Here is a 23481-nt window from a genome sequence, read left to right on the forward strand (position 1 = left end):
GGCGGGGCAGTCAATCCAGCGCCAGACGGTGGTTACAACGCTTCAAACACCATTACAACCACGAACGACCCAATCAAGCGCTCGACGGACGAACGCCGGCTCAGGAGGTCCAGAACTAGACAGTGCCTCAGAACGAGTTCTGACGTACTGTAGACACTCCTTTCAGTCGTGTCTAAAGGACCGCTGGCCGGTCATGACCATCGCGATGTCGTGTTCGTTGGCGGCCTCGATCACCATGTCGTCGTTCTTCGAGCCGCCGGGCTGGATGACCGCCTCGATGCCGGCCTTGGCGGCTTCCTCGACGCCGTCAGGGAAGGGGAAGAAGGCGTCGGAGGCCATCACGGCACCCTCGGCGTTCTTGCCTTCGGCGTGCTCGTCGGCCTTCATCGCGGCCAGTCGGACGGCGTCGACGCGGGAGACCTGACCCATGCCGATGCCGACCGTCTCCGTCCCTTTGGCGAAGAGGATACCGTTCGATTTCACGTGTTTGAGCGTGTGCCACGCGAACAGCATCGACTCGATCTGCTCGTCCGTTGGCTCGCGCTCGGTGACGACTTCGAGGTCGTCGGCCGTGAGGTACTGTGTGTCTCGTTGCTGGACGAGTCGGCCCCCGACCAGCGGCTTCTCGGTGAGTTCCTCGGTCACGTCGTAGTTGCTCGGCCGCCCGGACTCGTCCGTCCGGCCGTCTCCGACATCGAGCACTCTGAGATTCTCCTTCTCGAAGAGCACGTCGAGCGCGTCGTCGGTGTAGCCGGGCGCGACGACGACCTCCTTGAAGGAGTCGATGATCTGCTCGGCGGTGGCGGCGTCGCACTCGCGGTTGAGGGCGACGATGCCGCCGAAGGCGCTCATCGGGTCCGTCGAGAGAGCTTTCTCGTAGGCGTCGGCGACGGAGTCGCCCGTCGCACAGCCCGCGGGGTTGGTGTGCTTGATGACCGCGGCGGCTGGCTCCTCGAACTCCTTGATCAGATTCAGCGCGCCATCGGCGTCGTTGTAGTTGTTGTACGACAGGGCTTTCGCCCCCTCGTTTAGCTGGTCGGCGTGGACGACACTGGCCTCCTCGGTCGTGCGGTCAGCGTAGACGGCGGCGTCCTGATGGGGGTTCTCGCCGTACCGCAGGTCGGCGGCGCGGTCGTTGCTGACGAGACGGCGAGCGGGGAACGAGCCGCCGTCGTCACCCTCGATGTCGACGCTGTGGTCGTCCCAGTCGATGGTGACGCGGTCCTCGGCGAACCACTCGACGGCACGGGGGTACGCGGCGAACTCGCCCTCGTAGAGGACGCGCTCTTTCAGATCGGACACGTCGTCGCCATCGTAGACGGGGATCGGTTCCTGCGTGACGATGGGGCCGTTGTCCACTTCCTCGTCGACGACGTGGACGGTACAGCCAGTGGTCTTGACGCCGGCGTCCAGCACCTGCTCGTGGGCGTCCATGCCGGGGAAGGCAGGCAGCAGCGACGGGTGGACGTTGATCGTCGTCGGCACGTCGCCGAGGAAGGTCTCGGTGAGGATTCGCATGTAGCCGTCCAGACACACCAGTTCGAAGTCGTAGTCCTCGATGGCGTCGAGGATACGAAGCTCGTGGGCCTCGCGTTCCTCCTCGTCGTCGCGCTCGACGACTTCGGTCGGAATGCCGCGCTCCTCGGCGGCGTCGAGGACGGGCGCGTCGGCGTCGTTCGTCAGGACGACGGCGAGTTCGGCCCCACCGGGCGCACGGTCCGCGATGTTCATCAGATTCCGGCCACGGTTGCTGGCTAAACCGGCGATTTTCATAGTCGAGACCGGGCGGGCGGCGCGCAAAGTAATTGCGATGTTGGGTCGACACAATCGACACTACCTGGCGGCAGGCGAGCGCGCGCCACCGACAGTAACGTTTTCACCGCGGGGGACCCAGCGACGAGATATGACTGACGACGAGCGGCCATGGGCACAGGCGACGCTCGCAGTGGGTGGGCTTGGCTGGATCGGCTGGTGTCTGGCGATGTTCACCAGCGGACAGACCGACGGTCTCGTCCGCCTGCTCGTCGGTGGCTCGGGGTTCGTCCTCGCGGTCGGCCTGCTGGGTATCGTCTTTCGGCTCCCGTGGATCTATCAGTTTCCGGGCGGCGAGGGCAGCGGCATCGCGATGCTCGGCGGTCTCGTCTTCGCCGTCGGCCAGTGGCTGACGCTGCCTCTGTCGGTCGACAGCGTCGTCACGCAGACCATCGTCGGCATCGGCGTGCTCGGACTCGTCGGCGGCACCCTCCTGCTCGCCGTCGGAATGGTGCGGGCGCGCCGGACGCCGCCGTGGCTCGGGGTCGCGCTGGTCGTCGGAACCCTCCTGTTTCTGGGCTTTGGCGACGGTGGCGGGCTGCAGACGCTGCTCGCACTCCCGCTGGGACTGGCGTGGCTCGCCGTCGGCGGCTATCTCCTGCGCTTTCCCGAGCAGCCGACGGGCCACCTCGAACCGAGTGCCATCAGTCGATAAAGTGACAAAAATCACTCCACCGAGGGGGGCGTTGGCACGTTCATGTCGGATCGCGACCCCGTCCAGCAGGGGCTGAGTGACGAAGACCTCTACGACGTGGCCGACTGGAACCCCCGGTCGGCACTCGACGGCGTCGCAGTGTCGCTCGCCGGGCTGTTGCACGCGAGCAAGCGCTGGGTGTTGATCCTGTTTGCCCTCTTTCTGTTCGTCGTCCAGTTGAGCTTCGCCGGACTGCTCGTCGTCCGACGACCAGCGCTCGGTATCCTCGCGCTGCTCTCTGCCGTGCCCGCCGTCGCGCTGGTCGCCTACGTCTGGTACGGCGATCCGACGCGTCGGGAACCGATCGATACGCTGGCGGTCACGTTCGTCCTCTCGGTACTCTTTGCCGCGATCGCTGCACTCGTCAACACGCTGCTTGGCGGTCTCTTTCAGCTGATTCCCGTCGTCGGGACGGCACTGTTCTTCTTCCTCGTCGTCGGTCCCATCGAAGAGACCGTCAAGTGGCTCTCGATCCGCGTCCACGCCTACGGAACCGGTCACTTCGACGCCGTGATCGACGGGGCGGTCTACGGTGCCGTCGCCGGACTGGGCTTTGCGACCATCGAGAACACCCTCTACATCGCGCAGGGCTACATGCAGGCCGCGAGCATGGGTGATCTGGCACAGCTCCAGCAGGCGATCGGCACGTCCCTGAGTCGCGCACTCGTCGGGCCGGGCCACGTGCTGTACTCCGCGTTCGCGGGCTACTACCTCGGACTGGCGAAGTTCAACCCCGACAACAGGGGACCCATCGTGGTGAAGGGCTTGCTCGTCGCTGTCCTGATCCACGCCACGTACAACACGCTGGTCTCGACGCTCCCGGCCGTGCTGCCGGTCTGGAACGTCGCGACGCTGCTTGGCTTCGTCCTCGTCTTCGACGGGGTCGTCGGCTACCTGCTGTATCGGAAGCTCTCGCGCTACCGCTCGTACTACAGACGGGCGGGCGGGGATACCGCCGCTGCACCGGTCGGCGACGCCCCAGTCGACGAAGAGACGACCGATGCCACGGGAACGACGGAGACCCCGAACGCCACCATCGAGCAGTCCGACGAGGGAGATGCCGAAACGGCCGACGAGAAGCCGGACAGCGGCGAGAACTGATCGACACGCTTTTTCGCCGGCCTCGCACATCCACGGACATGACCGACCGGGGACCACTCGACGCCGTTTCACCGCTCGACGGGCGCTATGCTCGGTACACTGAGTCGCTCGTTCCGTACGCCAGCGAGCGGGCGCTAATGGGCGCCCGCGTGGAAGTCGAAGTCGAATACCTGCTGGCGCTGGCCGACTTGGACGAGACGCCACTGGTGATCGATTCGGAACAGCGTGAACAGCTTCGGGGACTCTACCAGGAGTTCGACAGCGATGACGCGAGCGTCGTCAAACAGCTCGAAACCGAGGGCTACGGGGAGTACAGCGCGACGAACCACGACGTAAAGGCAATCGAGTACTTCATTCGACTCCACCAGCCCGACGATCTGGACGCGGCCAACTGGATTCACTTCGGACTGACCAGCGAGGACGTGAACAATCTCGCGCATCGACTGCTCGTCAAGCCCGCCGTCGAGGAGGTTCTCGTGCCGGAACTGCGCGAGATCAGGGACCAGCTCGTCGCGTTCGCCCACGAGTACGACGACCTCCCGATGCTGGCTCGCACGCACGGCCAGCCCGCGACGCCGACGACGTTCGGCAAGGAGATGGCCGTCTACGCCGCCCGCCTCGGGAAAGCCATCGCCCGGATCGAAGCGGCCGCCGAGGACCTCTCTGGGAAGCTGGCCGGGGCCTCCGGTACCTATGCCGCCCACCACGCCGCCTACCCGGACGTGAACTGGCCGGCCTTCGCTCGGCTGTTCGTCCGCGATCTGGGTCTCTGTCACGAACCTCTGACGACGCAGGTCAACCCCTGTGACGACCTCGAAGCCGTCTTCGACGCGCTCCGCGGGGCCAACAACGTCCTGCGCGACCTCGATCTGGATATCTGGCTCTACGTCTCGGATCGCTACCTCGGCCAGCAGGCCGTCGAAGGTGAGACTGGGTCCTCGACGATGCCCCACAAGGTCAATCCGATCGACTTCGAGAACAGCGAGGGCAATCTCACGAAGGCCAACTCCGACCTCGTCTTCCTCGGCGACTACATCACGACCTCCCGACTCCAGCGCGACCTCTCGGACTCGACGGTCAAGCGCAACATCGGGTCGGCCTTCGCCTACTGTCTCATCGCCTACCAGAAGTGCCAGAACGGTCTCGACAAGGTCGTCCCCAACGAACAGGTCATGCGCGAGGACCTCGACGCGACCCCGGAGATCATCGGCGAAGCCGTCCAGACGATCCTCCGCCGGGAGGGCCACGACGACGCCTACGAACAGGTCAAGAAGGCCACCCGCGGAAAGTCCGTCACCATCGACGACTTCCACGAGATGATCGAGGACCTCGACGTGAGCGAGTCGGTTCGTGAGGAACTGCTCGCGCTGACGCCTGCAGGCTACACTGGCGTCGCCGACAGGCTGACCGACGAAGTCTGATCGACGGGCAGTCCCCCAGAGACCACCGCTTATCTGTCGAGTCGTCGCCAGCCGAACAGACCGGCCAGCACCGCAGCAGCCAGCGTCGTCAGCGGGCCGAATCCGGGACCGCTCCCGCTGGTGGTCGCCGTCGGCGTTTCTGTGGGCGTGATCGTTGACGTGGGGGTCGCTGTGGGCGTAGGCGTGATCGTTGCCGTCGGCGTTTCTGTGGGCGTAGGCGTGATCGTTGCCGTCGGCGTTTCTGTGGGCGTAGGCGTGATCGTTGCCGTCGGCGTTTCTGTGGGCGTAGGCGTGATCGTTGCCGTCGGCGTTTCTGTGGACGTGCCAGTGTGACTGTCACCGCTCTGGGTCGCGAACACGCCGACCGTCGAGTACGACGTGAGGTTCGCGCCGACGCTGGGGACGCGTGGGTCGACGCGCGAGGTCGTCACTTCCGACCAGCCAGTCCCGTCGTGGGTCCACAGCGCCAGCTGAGCTTCGTCGACGCTCGATGCGACATCGTTCCCGTAGTGGACCCGCACGTCGAGGAACGTCGGCTGTCCGAGTGCGTCGGCATCGAAGTAGTGTCCCGACGGGAGTGCGTGTGGGTTCTTCGGCGCGCTCGCGTTCGCACTGATCGCGACGTTGTACGCGCTCGCAGAGAGCGTCACGTTGGTCGTGCTGGGCGAATCGACGCCCAGACGTTCGACGGTCGTGCCGCGAGCGTTCGCAGTGAAGAACGCCCACGACGAACTGCCCGCGTTCCACACCGTGTTGTCCGTCAGGGTGTTGCCGTTCGCGGAATCGTTGATCTCGATGCCCCGGTAGCTGTTCTCGATTCGATTGTCCACAAGCGTATTGTTGTCTGCCGTTCGGAGCCGGATCGCCGTCGGGAACGTGATGGTGTGTGATCGCGGGTACGAGAGGACCGTGTTGTCGACGACGGTGTTGTTCGCCGACCCGCTGACCATCCGTACGCCGCCGTTGCCGACCGCGTCGATCCGGTTTTTCGACGCTGTCGAGCGGTGGGCGTCGTAGAAATTGATGCCGAACCGATCCACATCGCTGATGTTGTTGGCTCGGACGACGTGACCGGACGAGCGCTGGAGATTGATGCCGTGAGCACCCGTCCCGGAGATATCGTTGTCCCGGATAGTGATGTTCGTCGCACGATTGACGCGGATGCCGTTGTTGTCGATGCCTCGGATCGTGTTGTTCACGAGCGTGAGATTCGTGCCGGCCTGCGACATCGAGACGCCGTGGGCGGCACAGCCGGAGACGTTGTTGTGTGCGAAGTAGAGGTGTGAGGCACTCTGTGAGATCGTAACGCAGTCCTCGGTCCAGCTCGTCGAGTGGATCTCGTTGTTCGTGAACGTGTTCCGGCTGGCAGTCCAGGCCAGTCGGACGTTCGCGCTGCCCGAGCCGGCAATCTCGTTGCTGTCGAACGTGTTGTCGTGTGAGTTGTGGACCAGGATGCCGCGCGAATCAGATTGAGTGATCTCGTTGCCGAAGAAGTGATTTCGATTCGAGTCCGCTTCGACGTAGAGGCTCTCGTCGTCGGTCTGTGACAGATCGTTGTTCGAGAACGTCGAGTCGGTGACGTTCGTCACACGAAAGCCGTAGTCACCGCCGACGACCGTCACGTCCGAGACGATGGCGTCGTCGACGGCCGTCATCGAGAGACCGGTGCCCTGTTTGCCGAAGCTGTTCCAGTACCAGCCGTCGAGGACGACCTGCCTGATACTGACGTTCGAGAGCCGCGCCGAACCGTTGACCTCGATCCCGATCCCTTCGTGGTTCGTGGCGGCGTCGCTGATAGCGTAGCCTTGCCCGTCGAAGACCACGTCGCTGGCGGTGATCCCGATACAGGTACCGTTGCCCGAGATGTTGTTCGCGAGGTGATACCGTCCCGGCTGATCGATCACAGTACACGCCGTGATCGGCGTCACGTCGTCGGTAGTCTGTGCAACTGCTGGCTGGCCGGCGACGGAGTCCGAGGTGGCAGTCACCACGCTCGGTCCGGCGGCCACGCCGGTCGAGAACGCAAACGCGACCGTCGAGACGAGCAACAGTACCGAGAAAACGGTGCTGAGGAAACGCGTCGTGGCCGTCATCGGCGCTGCTCCGAACTGTCGTCGGTCCTGACCGGGTGGCCGTTCGATACCGCGTTCGTGCCGTGTCTCGGCCACTGCGGCCGGAGTTGGGTTTCCATACTACTTCTCAGGTCACCCCTAGCTGTTAAAAAACAACGCATTAGACGGCTGTAACTCCGTGGCGACGGTCCAGCAAGCGAGACGCCGTCGAAATCGAAGCGACGAGGGCGGCCACGAGAAATCATGTCACGAAGCACTGGCTATCGAGAGAGAACACAACGCACAGGATGCTCCACACCGAGTGGACAGTAGATGGTACTCGGTACCGACCGGCGCGTTCTGACGCTCGCGTTCGCACGCATGGCCGACGCGCTCGGGAACTCCTTCCTGATCATCGTCCTGCCGCTGTACATCGCCAGCGGCCAGATCTCGCTGTCGGGTATCGCCGGCACCGAGGTGCTGGGGTTCGTCCTGCGCGAGGAGACGCTGATCGGACTCGTTCTTTCGCTCTTTGGCCTGCTCAATAGCTTCGGCCAGCCCTTTACCGGCCGGGTCTCGGATCGGACCGGCCGCAGGCGCGTGTTCGTCCTGATCGGACTCGGCATCTTCGCGGTCGGCAGCGCGACCTATCCCTTCGTCACGAGCTACTGGGCCGTTCTCGGTGCGCGTGCGCTGCAGGGGATCGGTGCGGCCTTTACCATCCCGGCGACGGTCGCGCTGGTCAACGACTATGCACGGAGCGACCGCGAGCGCGGGGGGAACTTCGGCGTGTTCAACACCTTCCGACTGATCGGCTTTGGCTTCGGGCCGATCATCGCCGGGGTCGTCATCACTGGGGGCCTGAGCGGCGACACCGCCGTCACCTACGTCCTCCCGGCGTGGCTCGGCCCGCTCGCCGGCGTGTCGTTCTCGGGCTTCAACGCGGCCTTCGCAGTCGCCGTGCTGGGTGCGATCGTCAGTTTCGCGCTCGTGACCGTCCTGATCGAGGACCCGCCGACCGTCGCCGATCAGGCGAGCAAGGACCTCTCTGTCGCCGTCCTCGACCGCGAGGGCAACGGTCTCGATCCCGTGTTCGTGCTGGGGATCGGGACCTTCTTCATGGCGACGACCATCGCCCTGTTCGCCACGCTCGAAGGGCCGATCCGCGGGCGACTCGACGAAGGGACATTCCTCTTTTCGGTGCAGTTCGCCGCCGTCGTTATCGCCAACGTCGTCTTTCAGGTGCCGATCGGGCGGGCCTGTGACGAGTACGGCCGGCGGCCGTTCATCCTCGCGGGCTTTCTCGTCCTGATTCCGTCGGTGTTCGCACAGGGCGTCGTCACCGATCCGTGGACGATGCTGGGCGCGCGCTTCTTACAGGGCATCGCGGTCGCGCTCGTGTTCGCGCCCGCGCTCGCGCTGGCCGGCGACCTCGCGACCGACCGCGGGTCGGGGACGACGCTGTCGGTGCTGACGATGTCGTTCGGTCTCGGCGTCGCGCTCGGGCCGCTCGCCTCCGGGGTGCTGTACAACCTCGGCGGTCTCGCCGCCCCCTTTACTTTCGGCGCAGCGCTTGCGGTACTCGCGCTCGTGCTGACTTACGCCGAGGTCGAAGACACACTGGACACTGGGGCACAAACGGGACCGGCGGCACAGGATTGAAACGTGTGCAGCCCTACGCGAATCAGCCGTCTTAGCGCCTGAAAATCCGAATTTCGGCAAAGGTTCAAACGCGTCCAGCCCCTACTTCTGGGTACGAGATGACAGATAAATCAGCCACAGCCACGTCGGCGGAGACACAGCGTGCGGACGAGGTCGTCGAGCTGTCGACCCTGATCGTCGGTGCCGGTGCCGCCGGGGCACGCGCGGCGATCGAACTCGCACAGCGGGGCGTCGACACCGACGAGATGCTCGTCATCGGGAAGCGAGACCACGGTGACGCACACACGACGTGGGCTCGTGGTGGGATCAACGGTGCGCTCGGGACCAACGACCCCGAGGACGACTGGACGATCCATGCCGCCGACACGATCAACGAGGGCCACTTCCTCAACGACCCGGCGAAAGTCGAGACCGTCACGCGCGAGATGCCCGACCGCCTCCGGGAACTCGACGACTGGGGGATGGCTTTCTCGCGCACGCCCGAGGGCGACATCGACCAGCGCTACTTCGGCGCGCAGTCGTTCCGGCGGACGGCCTTCGCGGGTGACCACACCGGCGAGTCGATCATGGCGACGCTGGTCGGCCGCGCACAGGAACTCGGGATTCCCTACCGCGAGAACGTGATGGTGACACAGCTGCTCGTCGACGACGGGCGGGTCCTCGGTGCGGCAGCCTACGACATGGACGACGGCCACTTGCTCCTGTTCGAGGCCGATACGGTCGTCCTCGCGGCCGGCGGCTACACGAGCGTCTACAGTCGCCACTCCTCCCGGGACGAAGAGAACAACGGCGACGGGCCGGCACTGGCCTACGAGGCCGGCGCGCGCCTCATGGACATGGAGTTCGTCCAGTTCCACCCCACCGGGATGGCCGTCGACGAGTCCGACCCCAAGTGGGCACCGTGGGCCGGCCGTCTCGTGACGGAAGCGGTCCGTGGCGAGGGTGGTCGCCTCTACAACACCGACGGCGAGCGGTTCATGGAGCGATACTCCCCGGACCAGATGGAACTCGACGCCCGCGACGTGGTCGCCCGAGCCATCGCCAGCGAGGTCGCGGCCGGTCGCGGGACCGACAACGGCGGCGTCTACCTCGACATCAGCCACAGGGACCGGGCCTTCATCGAGGAGCGACTGCCACGGATGTGCGAGCGCTTCGCGGATCTGGGCGTCGACTTCGCGACCGAACGGGTCGAGGTCGCACCGACCGCCCACTACGGCATGGGTGGCGTGCTGGTCGACGAGACCGGCGAGACCGACATCGACGGGCTGTACGCCATCGGCGAGACGATGGCGGGCGTCCACGGTGCGAACCGCCTCGGCGGGAACTCGCTGGCCGAGACGGTCGCCTACGGCCGCGTGGCCGGGGAGGCAATCGCCGACCGAATCGAAAGCGAGCGACTCCCCGGGCGAGACCGTGCACGACTGGTCGAACTGGCCGATGCGCAGTTCGCCGACCTCGAAGCCCTGACCGACCGAACGGGCGAGCACGACCCCGAAGCGTTGCTCAGCGACCTCCGGGACTGTCTCGAAGCCAGCGCCGGGATCATCCGCGACGAGGACGGGCTTCAGGCCGGCCTCGACAGACTCGCGAGACTCCGCGAGCGAGCCAGCGAGATGGCCGTCGGCGACCGGACGAGTCGCTCGTTCGAGTACGCCCTCGACGTGGGGTTCTCGCTCACCGTCGCCGAAGCGGTCCTTCGCGGGGCGCTCGAACGCACGGAGTCCCGCGGTGCACACTATCGGCGGGACCGCCCGGACATCGACGAGTCGTGGCAACGCAACATCGTCTACGGGCGCGACGACGTGGGTTCGATGCGCCTCGATTTCCACGCCGTCGACCTGCCCAGCCCGCAAGTCCAGAACGCCCTCGACGGGGAGTACGAACTGGACTATCACCAGCTAGAGTGATACTGCCGGCTGTAACTGTTGCAAGACATTCGCGACCCCGGGTCGCGACATTCTTCACAAGTAGTATGAGGACAGTCCGGTCCGTGACCGGCAGCGATCCCGACGCCAAGGCTAGCACCAGCGGTCAAGTGACTGGCAGCCCTACCCTCGGGTATGTTCCGCGACCGGACCGACGCGGGCGAGCAACTGGCCGACGCCTTCGCCGCCCGGGACCTCGAACCGACGATCGTGCTGGCGATCCCCCGGGGCGGCCTTCCGCTCGGTCGGGCCGTCGCCGATCGGTTCGACGCGCCGCTCGACATAGTCGTCGCGAAGAAGATCGGTGCACCGAACAACCCCGAACTGGCGCTCGCTGCCGTCGCCGAGGACGGGAGCATCTGGCGCAACGACGACCTGATCGCACAGCTCGGCGTCAGCGAGGCGTACGTCGAGTCCGAGCGCGACCGCATCAGCGAGGCAGCCAGCCAGAAGGCAAAGCGGTACCGCGACGCCCCACTCCCCGAACTGCGGGGCGAGCGCGTCGCCGTCGTCGACGACGGCATCGCCACCGGCGCAACGATGCGTGCCTGTCTCGCCCGTGTGCGTGCCACAGACCCGGAACAGATCCTCGTCGGCGTTCCGGTCGGCCCGCGCGAGACGGTCGAGGACATCGCGGCGAGTGCTGACGCCGTCGTCTGCGTAGAGACACCGGCAGCGTTCCGGGCCGTCGGCGCGTACTACCGGAACTTCGCACAGGTCAGTGACGAAGAAGCGATGACGTATCTGTCGTAGTCGCTACCGGAGCAACTGCTCGACAGTCGCCTCGACCGCCTCGGCGGCGGTGTGGATCGCCGAACGGTGGACGTACTCGCGCTCGCTGTGAGCGACAGCGCCCTCCTCGTCGGCCAGCACGCCGGGACCGAACACGACCGTCGGCGCGTCGGGCGCGAAGTGGGCGGCCTCCGTCGCAGCACCGAAGGGCCGAATCCCACCGTCGCTTTCGGAAGCGAGCGTCTGAACGAGTTCGGCGTCCTCGTCGGTCTCGAACGCCTCGGGGAAGGGCGTGTCCGGGCGGACGAGCGACACCTCGACGGTCATGCCCTCGGGAAGCCACTGCTGGAGATGCGCCTGTAGTTTCGGCGCGAACTCGTCGCTGCGCTCGGGCGGGACGCTGCGCCGGTCGAAGGTGATCGTACACTCGCCGGGAATCTGGTTCGGTGCCTCGCCGCCCTCGATCATCGACGGCGTGAGCGTCGGGACGCCGAGGGTGTCGTGCTCCCCGGGGCCGTGTCGGTCGTTGTAGGACTCCATCGCCTGCATGATCGGCGCAGCGGCCCGGATGGCGTTCAGGCCGTCGGCCGGATCGGAGGCGTGGGCGCTCTCGCCGCGGATCGTCACGGTCCCCTCGAACTGGCCGCGGGCGGCCGTACACACGTCCAGATCGGTTGGCTCGCCGACGATGTAGCCGTCGGCCGAGAGTGTCTCTTTCAGGTGGCCCGCGCCGGTCTGGAGGGTCTCCTCGTCGGGCGTGATCGCGAGCGTCAGTCTGCCGTCGCCAATGTCGGCCCGAAGGAAGGCAGCGAGCAGCGCGGCCAGTGGTCCCTTGGCGTCACAGGCCCCGCGACCCCACACCACGTCCGCGTCCGGGTCGCTCCGGTAGGGGACGTGCGGTGGGACGGTGTCGATGTGGGTGTTCAGGACGAGGTGTGTAGCGGCGCTGCTCGCCTCGGTCGCGCCTGCGCCACGGTGGGCCAGCACGTTCCCGGCTTCGTCGACGGTGACCTCGTGACCGGCCGCTTCGAGCGTCTCGACGAGGAACGCACGCATCTCCTCGACCCCGTCGTGTGAGGGTGTCTCGATGGCCTCACGGTGGAAGGCATCGATGTCGAAATCGGTCATAGTGGCTACTCCGACGACCCGTCGCCGGCCTCGTCCTCGACACGGACCACGTCGGCCATCGTCTCGCGACGCCGGACGACGCGGACTGCATCGTCCTCGATGGCGACTTCGGCCGGCCGGGGCTGGGAGTGGAACTGATTGGCGAGTTCGTAGCCGTAGGCCCCGGCGTTGCCGATCGCAAGCAAGTCCCGACGCTCGGGGCGGGCGATCGGCCGGTCCGTCGCGAACACGTCGGCGCTCGTACAGCACGGCCCGCCGATGGCGACCGGGTGGTCGCCGCGGTCGGGCGCACTGACGTTGCGGATCGGGTGATAGGAGTCGAACATCGCGGGCCGGATCAGCGTCGCCAGCGAGGCGTCGACGCCGACGACGGTCGTCCCGGGCGCTTCCTTGATCGTGTTCACTTCCGTGAGGATCAGTTCGGCGTCGGCGACGACGTACCGACCCGGTTCGAGTTTGATCTGAGCGCCCAGATCGCCGACGGCCTCACGGACGTTCTCGCCGACGGCTGCCATGTCCAGTGGCTCGGTCTCCTCGTGGTAGGGGACGCCAAAGCCCCCGCCGAAGTCGACGAATTCGAGGGCGTCGTCGCCCACGTCGCGAGCCAGATCGGCGACCTTCCCGATGGCGCGACAGTGATCGTCCAGATCGTCTCGCAGGACGCCACTGCCCATGTGTGCGTGGAGACCGACCAGATCGAATCGCTCGCGCAACTCCGCGGCCAGTTCGGGCACGTCGTCGTAGGGAATGCCGAACTTCGCGTCCTTGCCCGTCGCGACCTTCTCGTGGTGGCCCGTCCCGATGCCGGGGTTGATTCGGATGGCGACGCGGCCGTCGTACCCCCGGTCTTCGAGGCGGTCGAAGGTGTCTCGTGCGCCGCCGGTGATCGTCAGCCCCGGATTGTCGGCCGCCAGTTCGACGGCGTAATCGAGGTCCTGCGACGGCGGATTGACGGCGGTGTACTGGAGCGTGTTCGGATCAGCACCGGCGTCGATGGCGCGCTTCAGTTCGCCCGCGGCGGCACACTCGATGTCCGCGCCGGCGTCGAGCAGCCCCGAGAGGACGGCGCGGCCGGTGTGGGCCTTCGCCGCGTACATGACGTGTGCATCGGGGAACGCCGCCGAGAAGCGCCGGTAATTCTCTTTGACGCGGTCGACGTCGAGGACGTAGAGCGGCGTGCCGTGCTCGGTCGCCAGCCGTTCGAGACGATCGTGGTCCCAGTCCGCCAGCCGCCGGACCGGGGGCGAGTCGTGACTCATTGACTCCAACACGGTGACGGGCGATAACAAGGGTTCTGTTTCGGTCGGGCCGATCAGTACGACACCACGTCGAGACCCTCGATCCGATCGAAGTGGTCGACGTTGCGGGTGACGACCGCCTGCTCGTGGTCGAGCGCCGTCGCGGCGATCATCACGTCGGCCACATCGATGCGCTCACCAGCCGACACGAGGTCCGCATTGATGCGACCCGCACGCATCGCACAGTCGCGGTCGAACGGAAGTTCGATCAGGTCTGTCAGTAACTCGTGTACGGCGGCTCGTTCTTGTTCGGAGGCGTCGGCGAGGTGCACGCACTCTGTGAGTTCCATCACCGTGACCGAACTCACGAACGCCGTCCCCGACGCGTCGATGTCCTCGATCAGTTCGGCGACGCTCCCGTCCCCACGCAATACGTCGATGAGAAACGTCGAATCCAGGATCATCGATCGAACTCGTCGGCCAGTTCGCCGATCCGCGAACGATGTTCCGCCGCCCGGTCCTGACTACGCTGGTCGACGATGTCTGCGAGTTCGTCCGCGGTCCCATCGTCGAGGACACCGTGGTACTCGGCCAGCGTCACACCACCTGCGAGCCGTCGAACGACATCGCTGAAGCTCTCTCCCTCGCGTTTGTGGGCCTTGAGCTTCTCGTAGGCGTCGTCTGCCAGTGAGATGGTCTTCGTACCCATACGTCTGTGTACGTGCACGTACACAGAAAAAGACTCGGCCGAGTCTGCTGGTAGTGTTCAGATAAGAGATCGAGAGAAGTCAGGACAAGGCACCGAAAGCCCTCGCGTCGTTGCGGTCCCGCGACTCGCTGCGCGCGCTTCGCGTGCTTGCGTCGTCGGGGTTCCCGCAACGACGCTCGCCCTTTCATCCACCAGGGTATAGACGGCTGAACAGCCGACTCCTGGCGGATGAAAGGGCGAGGCGCGCTCTGGGATTCTGCGGCGGCACTATCCGAACGAAGTGAGGATATCCGCCACAGAATCCCAGAGCGTGCCGAGGGCTTTCGGTGTCTCCAAGTCCGAGACTGGGGTTGCTTATCTGAACACTGCGAGTCTGCTCCGACTATTCTCGCAGCGCGTCTTCTCGCTCGGTCGCTTCGAGCGTCTCTTCTTCCACGTCCGTCGCGACCACGGCGGGCTTGTACGCGCCGCCCTCGAACAGGTCGTGGTCGCTGACACTCGATTCGACGAAGCGCGTGAAGGCACGTCGTTCCGGCGGGAGTTCGCCGTAGATGATCTCCTCCTCGACGAGGTCGTAGATCGGGATGCGCGGCGTGAGCAGCGTGTTCTCGCCGACGATGGAGTTCTCGCCGACGACGAATCCGCTCGTCACCCGGCAGCCAGCACCCAGCGAGACGCCGTCCTCGACGATGACGGGCGTGCTCTCGACCGGTTCGAGGACACCGCCGATGAGTGTGTTCGCGCCGAGTTTGACGTTGTCGCCGATCTGTGCGGCCGATCCCACGGTGTCACAGGAGTCGACGAGGGTGCCGTCGCCGACGTACGCGCCGATGTTGACGAACGCCGGGGACATGAGGATGGCGTCGCCGCCGATGTAGGCCCCCCGGCGGATGACGGTGCCGTCGGGCGTGTTCCGGGTGCCACGCTCGTTCAGGTCGGCAGTCTCGCGCAGCGGGAGCACGTCGTGGTAGGTGACGCCGCCGTGCTCGCGCGCCTCGGTCTCGCGCAGTCCGAAGTTCAGGAGGATACCCTGCTTGACCCACGCGTTCGCTTCCCACTCGCCGCCGGATTGCTCTGCGGCGCGGATCTCGCCGGCTTCGAGTGCAGCGAGGAACTCTTCGAGTGTCGCGAGGTGGTCGTCGGTCGCGTCCGCTGCTGTGAGGCCGTCCTGCTTTCGTGCCCAGAGGTCCTGCACGTCGGATTGAAGACTCATTACGACGGCGTTGCGCCTCCGGGGATATATCGTCACTGGGTTTCGGATCGCTCGGCGGTCGCGAGCAGAAACGACGACGGGCGATCAGGCGTCGTCGATGACCTCGGCGAAGTCGTACCAGCCGGGGTCCCGACCCACGAGCCACGTCGCGGCGTCGAGCGCGCCGGCGGCGAAGACGCCCCGATCCTCGGCGCGATGGGAGAGCGACAGTACTTCGTCGTTGTCTGCAAGGACGAGTTCGTGTTCGCCGCGGATGTCGCCGGCACGGCGGGCGAACACGCCGATCTCGTCTTCGGCGCGGGGGGCGTGTCCCTCGCGTCCGTACACCGGTTCCACGTCGCGTTCGGCCTGCACGGTTTCGAGGATGGTGTTGGCCGTCCCGGAGGGCGCATCGACTTTGCCGTTGTGGTGGCTCTCCAGCAGTTCCAGATCGTAGCCCGGGAGCGCGCCGACGGCTTCCCGGACCGTTCGCAGGAGGACCTGAATGCCACGCGAGAAGTTGGTGGCCTTCAGCATCGGGATCGACTCGCTCGACTCGCGGAGCCGGGCGAGTTCGTCGTCGTCGAAGCCCGTCGTCGCGACGACGTGGGGAACGCCCGCCTCGACACAGGCGTCGAGGACGGCGAGCGTCGCGGCCGGCGTCGAGAAGTCGACCACGGCGTCGACATCGAACTCGGCGATCATTTCGGCGGCCTCGCTGGTCGGTCGGAGGGGGACGCCAGCAGTCTCGCCGCGTTCACTGGCGAACCCGACGACGACCTCGATGTCGTCGCGGCCCTGCCCAGTCTCGACGACCGCGCTGCCCGAGCGACCCGTCGCACCGCAGACCGCGATCCGGGTCATCGCTCCGTCGCCGCTCATCGTTCGACCGCCTCGTACTCCGCTTCGAGGTCCTCGTCGGCCAGATCGGCCAGCACGGCTTCGAGGTCATCGATGTGTTCCTCCGAGAGTCGCGTCAGGGGCTGGCGCATGTGCGCCGGGCCGTACCCGCGGATGCGCATCGCCTCCTTGACCGGGATGGGGTTGGTCTCGACGAACAGCGCCCGGAAGAGCGGGCCGAGTTCGTGGTGCAGCGTGCGGGCGCGCTCGTAGTCGCCGGCGACGGCCGCGCCGACCATCGCGCAGGTCCGTTCCGGCTCGATGTTGGCGGTGACGCTGATACAGCCGTGTCCACCGACCGAGAGCAGCGGCAGGGTCATGCCGTCGTCGCCGGAAAGCACCGCGAAGTCCTCGTCGCGCGTTCGTTCGACGATCTCTGAGATCTGGTTCATGTCGCCGCTCGCAGCCTTGAATCCCGCGATGTGTTCGTGACTCGCCAGTTCGACGGCGGTGTCCGGTGCGATGTTCTGGCCCGTCCGGGACGGGACGTTGTAGACGATCTGGGGGCAGTCCACGGCGTCGGCGATAGTCCGGTAGTGGTCGACCAGCCCGCGCTGTTCTGGCTTGTTGTAGTACGGCGAGATCAGGAGGAGCGCGTCCGCGCCGGCGTCGGCCGCCCGCTGAGAGAGCGAGAGCGCTTCGCGGGTGTTGTTGCTGCCCGTGCCGGCGATGACCGGCACGTCGTCGACGGCGTCGATGACCGCCTCGACGACCTCGATGTGCTCGTCGTGGGTCATCGTGGCGGATTCGCCGGTCGAGCCGGCGGGAACGATGCCGTCGACGCCAGCGGTTTCGAGCCGTTGGGCGTCCGCACGGAGTGTCTCGAAGTCGATGCTGCGTTCGTCGTCGTCGTTAAAGGGCGTGGGGATCGCAGGGAACACGCCGGTGAGGTCGATCTGTGTCATGTGGTGTGTGGTCGGTTGCTCGTTCGGTCGGTGCCAGAGTGGAAAAGGAGTCCGACCCGAGACGGGAGCGCCAGGCCCGCCGCGAGTCGCTAGAACGGGCGCTTGCGCTTCTTCGGTGGCGCGGACACTCGGCAGATCGAAACGGCGAGGCCAGTCGTGTCCGGTCGCATACGCAATACCGGTCCGTGAATCGACTTATGCGTTGTGTTTGCCGGTGTCGTCCCGGTCGTGGACGAAGATCGCACGACGGGGCGGGCGTGCCGTCGTCGTAAGCGGTCCATAACAATGCCGTCGTCGGCACTTCTTAGGAGTGCAACACAGATGGCAGCGACTCAACGAACGGGAACACGTCGGATGCTGACGATGGGGCTGTCACGACCATCCGCGAACCGGGGCGCCGACCTGCGGTGGGAGGGGACGCATGAGTGAATGGGTGCCCGACGACGCCAGTTTCGCGCTCTGTCTCACGCACGATGTCGACCGCCCGTACAAGACATACCAGTCGATCTACTACACGCTCGCGGAACGCGATCCATCGCATCTGCTGGACCTCCTTCCGTGGCGGAATCCGTACTGGACTTTCGAGGACATCGTCTCGCTGGAAGAATCACTCGGGGTGACATCGGCGTTTTACTTCCTCTCCGAGCAGTCACTCTTTCGTGACCGCTCGATCACGGAGTGGACAGACATAGAAAGCTGGCGGCTGTACGCCGGCCGATACGATCTGGGTGATCCAGACATCGAAGCCCTCGTCTCGCACCTCGACGAGCAGGGCTGGGAGGTCGGGTTACACGGGTCCTACGAATCCTATCGTGAGCCAGCGATGCTCAAACGCGAGAAGCGCTGGCTGGAGGAGGCACTCGGGCAGGACGTGACCGGCGGTCGCCAGCACTATCTCAACCTCGACCGACCGGCGACGTGGCGCTACCAGCGTTCGACCGGTCTCCAGTACGACGCCTCGCCCGGATCGTCCGCCGAGTTCGGGTTCCAGAACGGCTATCACCCGTTTCGGCCGTTCGACGACCACTTCGCCGTCTTTCCAACGACGCTGATGGAGTGTTCGCTGCCGAACCCCGGCGACGAGTACGACCTCGCGTGGAAGGCGTGTCGACAGCTACTGGACGAGGCGCTGGATCACGAGGGCGTGATGACCGCGCTCTGGCACCCGCGATACTTCAGCGACGATTACGAGGGATACACCGAACTCTACAGGGACCTGATCGAGTGTGCGCTGGATATGGGTGCCTGGGTCGGCCCGCCGGGCGACCTCTACGACCGGTGGGCCGCCACCGACAAGCGAGAAGTCGCTGCAGAGACCGACCGCGCGACACAGTGACGATCTCGGTGCCTAGGCGGACGATAACTAAGCCGGAACCGGCGGCCTATCCGATGAGATAGATGCAGATCGAACATCTCGATATCGACGAGTGGGCCAGTGCGCTGCCGGACTCGGGGATCGAACTATTTCACCAGCCAGCGGCGCTCAACGTGCTTGGCGAGCACGTCGACGGAGAGCTAGAACTGTACGGGGGATTCAAGGGACAGCAGCCGATCGGACTGCTTCCCGTCGTCACGAGCTCGAAGCTGGTGGGGACGACAGTCACCTCGCCGCCGCCGTCGATGAACGTGCCACGGCTCGGTCCGGTAGTGATGCCGACCAGTCCGAAACAGCGAAAACGCGAATCGGTCAATCAGACGTTCACCGAGGAGGTCTTAGACGAGATCGACATCGGCGGTTCGCTGTCGCTGTTTCGGATGATCTGTAACAGCCAGTATCTCGACCCACGGCCGTACGTCTGGGCCGACTACGATCTGACGACGCAGTTTACCTATCTGCTAGACCTCGAATCGACGACGGCCGACGAGACGATGGCGGCGTTTTCCAGTGGTTTGCGCCGCGAGATTCGATCGGCGAAGGACCTCGACCTGACCGTCAGCATCGAGGGACTCGACGGCGCTCGACAGATCTACGACGCTACGCGCCAGCGCTACGAAGAGCAGGACCGAGCCTTCCCGGTGGAGTGGGACTTCGTCCGTGACCTCGTGACGGCCCTCGGTGAGCATGCTCGGCCGTACGTCGCGCGTGACCCCGATGGGGAGTTCGTCGGCGGGATCACCGCACTGTACTCACCGGACGCGGGCTACTTCTGGCAGGGCGGGACCAAGAGCACGTACGAGGGCGTCAGTGTCAACAGTCTCGTCCACTGGCGGATCATCGAAGACATCATCGAAGACGAGACGCTCGCGTCGGTGACTGGGTACGACCTGATGGGCGCCAACACCGAACGGCTCTGTCGGTACAAATCGAAGTTCGGGGCCGAACTGATCCCCTACTACATCGTCGAGTCCGACAGCATCGGGATGGACGTCGCCAAAGCGACCTACAGCACGCTAAAACGGTAACACTACCCATACACTGTCGTGTGATTCAATAGATGGAGAAGATTCGGCACAAATTTCATTTCGTCCACCACTGTGAAATCATCTCGATCACGCCGATAGAACTACGAGGATGGCCCCGAGAATGAGTGAGCATGTCGCTTCCAGACGTGACCGAACTCGACCTGGCGACGAAGGTCGGACAGTTGTTCACCGTCGGCTTCGACGGATACGAACCGACAGACGATCTCCGGGAACTTATCACCGACTACGAGTGTGGCAACGTCATCTACTTCAGCCGAAATATCGACACGCCCGCACAGGTGGCTGCCCTGAGCGCGGAACTGCAGTCACTCGCGATGGAGGACGGCCCCGGCATCCCGCTGTTCGTCACCGGTGATCAGGAGGGTGGCGTCGTCTCGCGCATCGACTGGGGAACGGAACTGCCAGCACAGATGAGCATGGGCGCGAGCGGCGACGCAGCGCTGGCCCGCGAGGCCGGCGGTGCCGTCGGTGCGGAACTGCGCTCGATCGGTGTCAACTTCGATCTGACACCGGTGCTCGACGTGAACAACAACCCCGAGAACCCCGTGATCGGCGTCCGGTCGTTCGGCGAGGACCCCGAGATGGTCGGCGAACTCGGTGCGTCGATGGCGGCCGGCATGCAGGACGTGGACGTGCTGGCCTGCGGGAAGCACTTCCCGGGCCACGGCGACACGAGCGCCGACTCCCACCTCGAACTCCCGGTCGTCGACCACGACCGCGAGCGTCTCGACGCCGTCGAACTCGCTCCCTTCCAGTACGCCATCGACGAGGGCATCGACTCGATCATGACGACGCACGTCTCGTTCCCGACGATCACGGGCGACGACGAGATTCCGGCGACGGTCTCGAAAGCAGTTCAGACGGACCTGCTGCGCGACGAACTCGGCTTCGATGGGCTGGTCGTCACCGACGGCATGGAGATGAACGCCATCGCCGGCTCGATGGGAACACCGGAGGGCTGTGTGCAGGCGATCGAAGCCGGCTGTGACCTGCTGCTGGTGTGTCACACCCCCGAGACGCAGAAAGCGTCCGTCGAAGCGGTCATCGAGGCCGTCGAGTCGGGCCGCATCGACGAGTCCCGCATCGACGACGCCGTCGAGCGAATCCTCGACTACAAGGAACAGCGTTCGATCGGGTCGGAGACGCCGTCGGGCGAGCGCTGGGAAGCGACGGCCGACCGCTCGCGCGAGACGGGGCGCAAGGTCGCGGCGGCCGGCATCACGCTCGCAGCGGACGACGGGACAGTCCCGTTCGAGACGGACCGGCCGCTCCACCTCGTCGGCTTCCCCGGCGGGCGCGCCTCGCCCGCGGAGGACGACCGCTACGAACCGGCACTCGTCGCCGACGCCCTCGACGAGGCGGGCTTCGACGTGCGACACCACGAGGTCGAGACGGCGGACGACGTGCCTGTGTTCGAGCGCGACGAACAGGTCGCGCTCGCAGCGTACAACGCCGCTGGCGACGACGAACAGGTACGTGCGGTCGAGCAGCTAGACGAGACCGTCGACGACTTCGTCGCGCTCGTCCTCCGCAATCCCTACGATCTGGGTGCCTTCCCCGACGTGTCGACGGCGCTCTCGACGTACGACTACACGCCCGCGACGCTGTCTGTGACGGCCGAAATACTGGCCGGCGACCGCACCGCGAGCGGCACGCTACCGGTGACGGTGCCGGGCTTCGAAAAATAGGGCGGCGCTGACCGAAGGGAAGGGCCGCCAGAACTGCGAACGGGGAACGGAGTGACCCGTGAGCAATGTCGTCGTTACTCGACGCTCGCGATCGCTTCGATCTCGACTTTGATGTCGACGGGCAGTTTCACCACTTCGACCGCACTGCGGGCGGGGTACGGTTCGGACATGTAGTCGCCGTAGATTTCGTTGACGGCGTCGTAGTAGCGCATGTCGTTGACGAAGACGGTCGTCTTCACCACGTCGTCGAGCGAGAGGTCCGCCGCTTCGAGGACGGCTTCGATGTTTTCGAGGGTTCGTTCAGTCTGTTCCTGCACGTCCTGACTGACCACGTCACCGCTCTCGGGGTCGATCGGTCCCTGCCCGGAGACGTAGACGGTGTCGCCGTCACGGACTCCTTGCGAGAACGGGCCGATACTTGCCGGTGCGTCGTCGGTCGATAGTTCTTCCATAGGCGTCGTTCTCGAAAGGGGCGGATAAAGATTACCGAATCGCACTGACTACACGGGCCGTATAACAGAACCATTACACTGTTATGTGCCCTCAATTCTCTACTGGTTTACTGGAAAGAAACAACCCACGGGACTACTTCAGGGTAACAAGTTATATGTCTTGATGATAACTATCTCTGTATGCCAACGGATAGCGAACCAACAACTGACGACGAATCCAAATCGGCGAACCGAAAGCGAGTGACAGCCGACACGATCAGACGCCGCGACATCCTCCGGTCGGGTGCAGCAATCGCACTCGCGGGCGGCGTCGCTGGCTGTCTCACCGACGGCGGCGACGGCGACGGTGGTGACGGCGGAAGTGGCGACGGCGGCGACACGAACGAGAGCGGTGACGGCGGTGACGGTGGCAGTACCGACACCACGAGCGGCGACGGCGACAGCGGCGAGACGACGAACATCGCCATCGTCTCCAGTTCGGCAGGCTTCGGCGACAAGGCCTTCAACGACCTCGCGTGGGACGGCCTCCAGAACGCGGCCGACGAGTACGACATCGAACTCCAGCAGGTCGAGGAGACCAATCAGTCGAACTTCGGGACCGTCCAGTCACGGCTGGCAGAAAGTACGAGCCCCGACTACGACCTGATCGTTCTCGTGGGCTATCAGCACACGCAGGCGCTGACGACCAACGCCGAGGAGTACTCCGACCAGCGCTGGATGCTGATCAACGACCACGTCGATCAGCCAAACGTCGGTGGCTACATCTGGGCCAACCACGAGATGTCCTTCCAAGCGGGCGTCCTCGCGGGGACGATGACGACACGCGAACTCACCCACGAAGGGAACTCGAACGACCCGGACGGAACGACGGTCGGGTTCGTCGGCGGTGTCGACGGCGCGCTGATCAACGCCTTCGAGCGTGCCTACGTCGCCGGTGTGGAGTGGGTCAACCCTGATGTCGACGTTCGGGTCGGCTACATCGGGAACTACACCGACACCCAGACCGCGGCCAATATCGCGTCCTCGCAGTACGACGCTGGTGCCGACATCGTCTACCACGCCGCTGCAGCGGCCGGGCAGGGCGTGTTCCAGGCCGCACAGGACGCCAGCAGTTTCGCCATCGGCGTCGACGCCGACCAGTCCGTGACACTGCCGGACTATCAGGACGTCATCATGGGATCGGCGATCAAGCGGATCAACGAGGGGACCTATCTGGTCGCCGAAGGGATCGTCAACGACAACTGGGAAGACGTCAGCGGCCGGAACGTCCTCGGTCTCGAAGAGGACGCCGTCTCGGTCGTGCTGGGTCAGGCCATCGGCGACAAGCTCCCCGATGTCGTGAACGAGAACCTCGAAGAGTCAAAGCAGGCGATCATCGACGGCGACATCACCGTCCCCTGTACGGCATCGGGCTGTCAGAACTGATCGACGCGCCACATCGGTTTTT

Annotated in this window: 21 protein-coding genes; 11 read left to right on the forward strand and 10 right to left on the reverse strand. The window is 65.3% G+C overall.

Annotated elements, in window-relative coordinates; all coding sequences use genetic code 11:
- The coding region (locus AC5FRW_RS18375; protein ID WP_493569381.1) for an integrase core domain-containing protein at window positions 1-119 on the forward strand (119 nt) is incomplete at its 5' end.
- A 43-nt stretch (window positions 120-162) separates the two neighbouring features.
- On the opposite strand, the gene purH is transcribed toward AC5FRW_RS18375, so the two are convergent.
- Window positions 163-1773, reverse strand: coding sequence for a bifunctional phosphoribosylaminoimidazolecarboxamide formyltransferase/IMP cyclohydrolase (gene purH, locus AC5FRW_RS18380; protein ID WP_493569917.1), 1611 nt, complete (start codon window positions 1771-1773; stop codon window positions 163-165).
- A 130-nt stretch (window positions 1774-1903) separates the two neighbouring features.
- Here purH and AC5FRW_RS18385 point away from each other — a divergent pair, with 130 nt between their 5' ends.
- The 3 genes from AC5FRW_RS18385 to purB are packed head-to-tail and all read left to right on the forward strand — an operon-like array spanning window position 1904 to window position 5028.
- Window positions 1904-2467 (forward strand): hypothetical protein, encoded by a 564-nt coding sequence (locus AC5FRW_RS18385; RefSeq protein ID WP_493569918.1) that lies wholly within the window; start codon window positions 1904-1906, stop codon window positions 2465-2467.
- Between the two features lie 42 nt (window positions 2468-2509).
- Window positions 2510-3607, forward strand: a complete 1098-nt coding sequence (locus AC5FRW_RS18390; RefSeq protein WP_493569919.1) for a PrsW family intramembrane metalloprotease — start codon at window positions 2510-2512, stop codon at window positions 3605-3607.
- Between the two features lie 38 nt (window positions 3608-3645).
- Entirely contained in the window at window positions 3646-5028 is a 1383-nt protein-coding gene (purB, locus tag AC5FRW_RS18395) for an adenylosuccinate lyase (RefSeq protein WP_493569920.1), read from the forward strand.
- Window positions 5029-5057: 29 nt separating this feature from the next.
- Here purB and AC5FRW_RS18400 read toward each other — a convergent pair whose 3' ends face one another.
- On the reverse strand, window positions 5058-7121 hold the full coding sequence (locus AC5FRW_RS18400; RefSeq protein ID WP_493569921.1) for a right-handed parallel beta-helix repeat-containing protein: 2064 nt from the start codon (window positions 7119-7121) through the stop codon (window positions 5058-5060).
- 291 nt (window positions 7122-7412) lie between these two features.
- On the opposite strand from AC5FRW_RS18400, the gene AC5FRW_RS18405 reads away from it, so the two are divergent.
- From AC5FRW_RS18405 to AC5FRW_RS18415, 3 genes are all read left to right on the forward strand, one after another.
- Window positions 7413-8741, forward strand: a complete 1329-nt coding sequence (locus AC5FRW_RS18405) for an MFS transporter (protein ID WP_493569922.1) — start codon at window positions 7413-7415, stop codon at window positions 8739-8741.
- A gap of 98 nt (window positions 8742-8839) precedes the next feature.
- Window positions 8840-10648, forward strand: a complete 1809-nt coding sequence (locus tag AC5FRW_RS18410; RefSeq protein WP_493569923.1) for an L-aspartate oxidase — start codon at window positions 8840-8842, stop codon at window positions 10646-10648.
- A 153-nt stretch (window positions 10649-10801) separates the two neighbouring features.
- Window positions 10802-11419, forward strand: coding sequence for a phosphoribosyltransferase (locus tag AC5FRW_RS18415; protein ID WP_493569924.1), 618 nt, complete (start codon window positions 10802-10804; stop codon window positions 11417-11419).
- Between the two features lie 3 nt (window positions 11420-11422).
- Here AC5FRW_RS18415 and AC5FRW_RS18420 read toward each other — a convergent pair whose 3' ends face one another.
- The 7 genes from AC5FRW_RS18420 to dapA form a co-directional block, all read right to left on the reverse strand.
- Window positions 11423-12526 carry a M20 family metallopeptidase gene (locus AC5FRW_RS18420; RefSeq protein WP_493569925.1) on the reverse strand — a complete coding sequence of 368 codons (1104 nt, stop codon included), beginning with the start codon at window positions 12524-12526 and terminating at the stop codon, window positions 11423-11425.
- Window positions 12527-12531: 5 nt separating this feature from the next.
- The gene (gene lysA, locus AC5FRW_RS18425; RefSeq protein WP_493569926.1) at window positions 12532-13785 is read right to left on the reverse strand and encodes a diaminopimelate decarboxylase; all 1254 of its coding nucleotides are present in this window, start codon (window positions 13783-13785) and stop codon (window positions 12532-12534) included.
- 53 nt (window positions 13786-13838) lie between these two features.
- On the reverse strand, window positions 13839-14228 hold the full coding sequence (locus tag AC5FRW_RS18430; protein WP_493569927.1) for a PIN domain-containing protein: 390 nt from the start codon (window positions 14226-14228) through the stop codon (window positions 13839-13841).
- Entirely contained in the window at window positions 14225-14473 is a 249-nt protein-coding gene (locus AC5FRW_RS18435) for an antitoxin VapB family protein (RefSeq protein WP_493569928.1), read from the reverse strand. Before AC5FRW_RS18435 ends, AC5FRW_RS18430 begins: the two co-directional genes overlap by 4 nt.
- A 382-nt stretch (window positions 14474-14855) precedes the next feature.
- The gene (locus AC5FRW_RS18440; RefSeq protein WP_493569929.1) at window positions 14856-15686 is read right to left on the reverse strand and encodes a 2,3,4,5-tetrahydropyridine-2,6-dicarboxylate N-succinyltransferase; all 831 of its coding nucleotides are present in this window, start codon (window positions 15684-15686) and stop codon (window positions 14856-14858) included.
- Window positions 15687-15770: 84 nt separating this feature from the next.
- Window positions 15771-16529: a 4-hydroxy-tetrahydrodipicolinate reductase gene (gene dapB, locus AC5FRW_RS18445; RefSeq protein WP_493569974.1), complete on the reverse strand. Its 759-nt coding sequence runs from the start codon at window positions 16527-16529 to the stop codon at window positions 15771-15773.
- 14 nt (window positions 16530-16543) lie between these two features.
- Window positions 16544-17470, reverse strand: coding sequence for a 4-hydroxy-tetrahydrodipicolinate synthase (dapA, locus tag AC5FRW_RS18450; RefSeq protein WP_493569930.1), 927 nt, complete (start codon window positions 17468-17470; stop codon window positions 16544-16546).
- A 421-nt stretch (window positions 17471-17891) separates the two neighbouring features.
- Here dapA and AC5FRW_RS18455 point away from each other — a divergent pair, with 421 nt between their 5' ends.
- The 3 genes from AC5FRW_RS18455 to nagZ all read left to right on the forward strand — a co-directional run bounded on the left by AC5FRW_RS18455 (window position 17892) and on the right by nagZ (window position 21582).
- Complete coding sequence (locus AC5FRW_RS18455; protein ID WP_493569931.1) at window positions 17892-18806, forward strand: polysaccharide deacetylase family protein; 915 nt, start codon at window positions 17892-17894, stop codon at window positions 18804-18806.
- A gap of 62 nt (window positions 18807-18868) precedes the next feature.
- On the forward strand, window positions 18869-19873 hold the full coding sequence (locus tag AC5FRW_RS18460) for a GNAT family N-acetyltransferase (RefSeq protein ID WP_493569932.1): 1005 nt from the start codon (window positions 18869-18871) through the stop codon (window positions 19871-19873).
- A gap of 131 nt (window positions 19874-20004) precedes the next feature.
- Window positions 20005-21582 (forward strand): beta-N-acetylhexosaminidase, encoded by a 1578-nt coding sequence (gene nagZ, locus AC5FRW_RS18465; protein ID WP_493569933.1) that lies wholly within the window; start codon window positions 20005-20007, stop codon window positions 21580-21582.
- 74 nt (window positions 21583-21656) lie between these two features.
- Here the strand turns inward: nagZ and AC5FRW_RS18470 are convergent, their stop codons facing one another.
- Window positions 21657-22034, reverse strand: coding sequence for a RidA family protein (locus tag AC5FRW_RS18470; RefSeq protein ID WP_493569934.1), 378 nt, complete (start codon window positions 22032-22034; stop codon window positions 21657-21659).
- Window positions 22035-22214: 180 nt separating this feature from the next.
- Between AC5FRW_RS18470 and AC5FRW_RS18475 the strand changes: the two genes are divergently transcribed.
- Entirely contained in the window at window positions 22215-23459 is a 1245-nt protein-coding gene (locus AC5FRW_RS18475) for a BMP family lipoprotein (protein ID WP_493569935.1), read from the forward strand.
- The last annotated feature ends 22 nt before the right edge of the window (window positions 23460-23481 follow it).

Source organism: Halomicrobium sp. HArcht3-1 (assembly GCF_058933345.1).

Excerpts from the sequence above, each read along its gene's own strand:
- AC5FRW_RS18455 (WP_493569931.1), top strand. The coding sequence starts at position 17,892 with ATGAGTGAATGGGTGCCCGACGACGCCAGTTTCGCGCTCTGTCTCACG.
- AC5FRW_RS18390 (WP_493569919.1), top strand. The coding sequence starts at position 2,510 with ATGTCGGATCGCGACCCCGTCCAGCAGGGGCTGAGTGACGAAGACCTC.
- AC5FRW_RS18405 (WP_493569922.1), top strand. The coding sequence starts at position 7,413 with ATGGTACTCGGTACCGACCGGCGCGTTCTGACGCTCGCGTTCGCACGC.
- AC5FRW_RS18435 (WP_493569928.1), bottom strand. The coding sequence starts at position 14,473 with ATGGGTACGAAGACCATCTCACTGGCAGACGACGCCTACGAGAAGCTC.
- AC5FRW_RS18385 (WP_493569918.1), top strand. The coding sequence starts at position 1,904 with ATGACTGACGACGAGCGGCCATGGGCACAGGCGACGCTCGCAGTGGGT.
- purB (WP_493569920.1), top strand. The coding sequence starts at position 3,646 with ATGACCGACCGGGGACCACTCGACGCCGTTTCACCGCTCGACGGGCGC.
- dapA (WP_493569930.1), bottom strand. The coding sequence starts at position 17,470 with ATGACACAGATCGACCTCACCGGCGTGTTCCCTGCGATCCCCACGCCC.
- AC5FRW_RS18400 (WP_493569921.1), bottom strand. The coding sequence starts at position 7,121 with ATGACGGCCACGACGCGTTTCCTCAGCACCGTTTTCTCGGTACTGTTG.
- purH (WP_493569917.1), bottom strand. The coding sequence starts at position 1,773 with ATGAAAATCGCCGGTTTAGCCAGCAACCGTGGCCGGAATCTGATGAAC.
- dapB (WP_493569974.1), bottom strand. The coding sequence starts at position 16,529 with ATGACCCGGATCGCGGTCTGCGGTGCGACGGGTCGCTCGGGCAGCGCG.
- AC5FRW_RS18420 (WP_493569925.1), bottom strand. The coding sequence starts at position 12,526 with ATGACCGATTTCGACATCGATGCCTTCCACCGTGAGGCCATCGAGACA.
- AC5FRW_RS18475 (WP_493569935.1), top strand. The coding sequence starts at position 22,215 with ATGCCAACGGATAGCGAACCAACAACTGACGACGAATCCAAATCGGCG.
- AC5FRW_RS18470 (WP_493569934.1), bottom strand. The coding sequence starts at position 22,034 with ATGGAAGAACTATCGACCGACGACGCACCGGCAAGTATCGGCCCGTTC.
- AC5FRW_RS18460 (WP_493569932.1), top strand. The coding sequence starts at position 18,869 with ATGCAGATCGAACATCTCGATATCGACGAGTGGGCCAGTGCGCTGCCG.
- nagZ (WP_493569933.1), top strand. The coding sequence starts at position 20,005 with ATGTCGCTTCCAGACGTGACCGAACTCGACCTGGCGACGAAGGTCGGA.
- lysA (WP_493569926.1), bottom strand. The coding sequence starts at position 13,785 with ATGAGTCACGACTCGCCCCCGGTCCGGCGGCTGGCGGACTGGGACCAC.
- AC5FRW_RS18440 (WP_493569929.1), bottom strand. The coding sequence starts at position 15,686 with ATGAGTCTTCAATCCGACGTGCAGGACCTCTGGGCACGAAAGCAGGAC.
- AC5FRW_RS18415 (WP_493569924.1), top strand. The coding sequence starts at position 10,802 with ATGTTCCGCGACCGGACCGACGCGGGCGAGCAACTGGCCGACGCCTTC.
- AC5FRW_RS18410 (WP_493569923.1), top strand. The coding sequence starts at position 8,840 with ATGACAGATAAATCAGCCACAGCCACGTCGGCGGAGACACAGCGTGCG.
- AC5FRW_RS18430 (WP_493569927.1), bottom strand. The coding sequence starts at position 14,228 with ATGATCCTGGATTCGACGTTTCTCATCGACGTATTGCGTGGGGACGGG.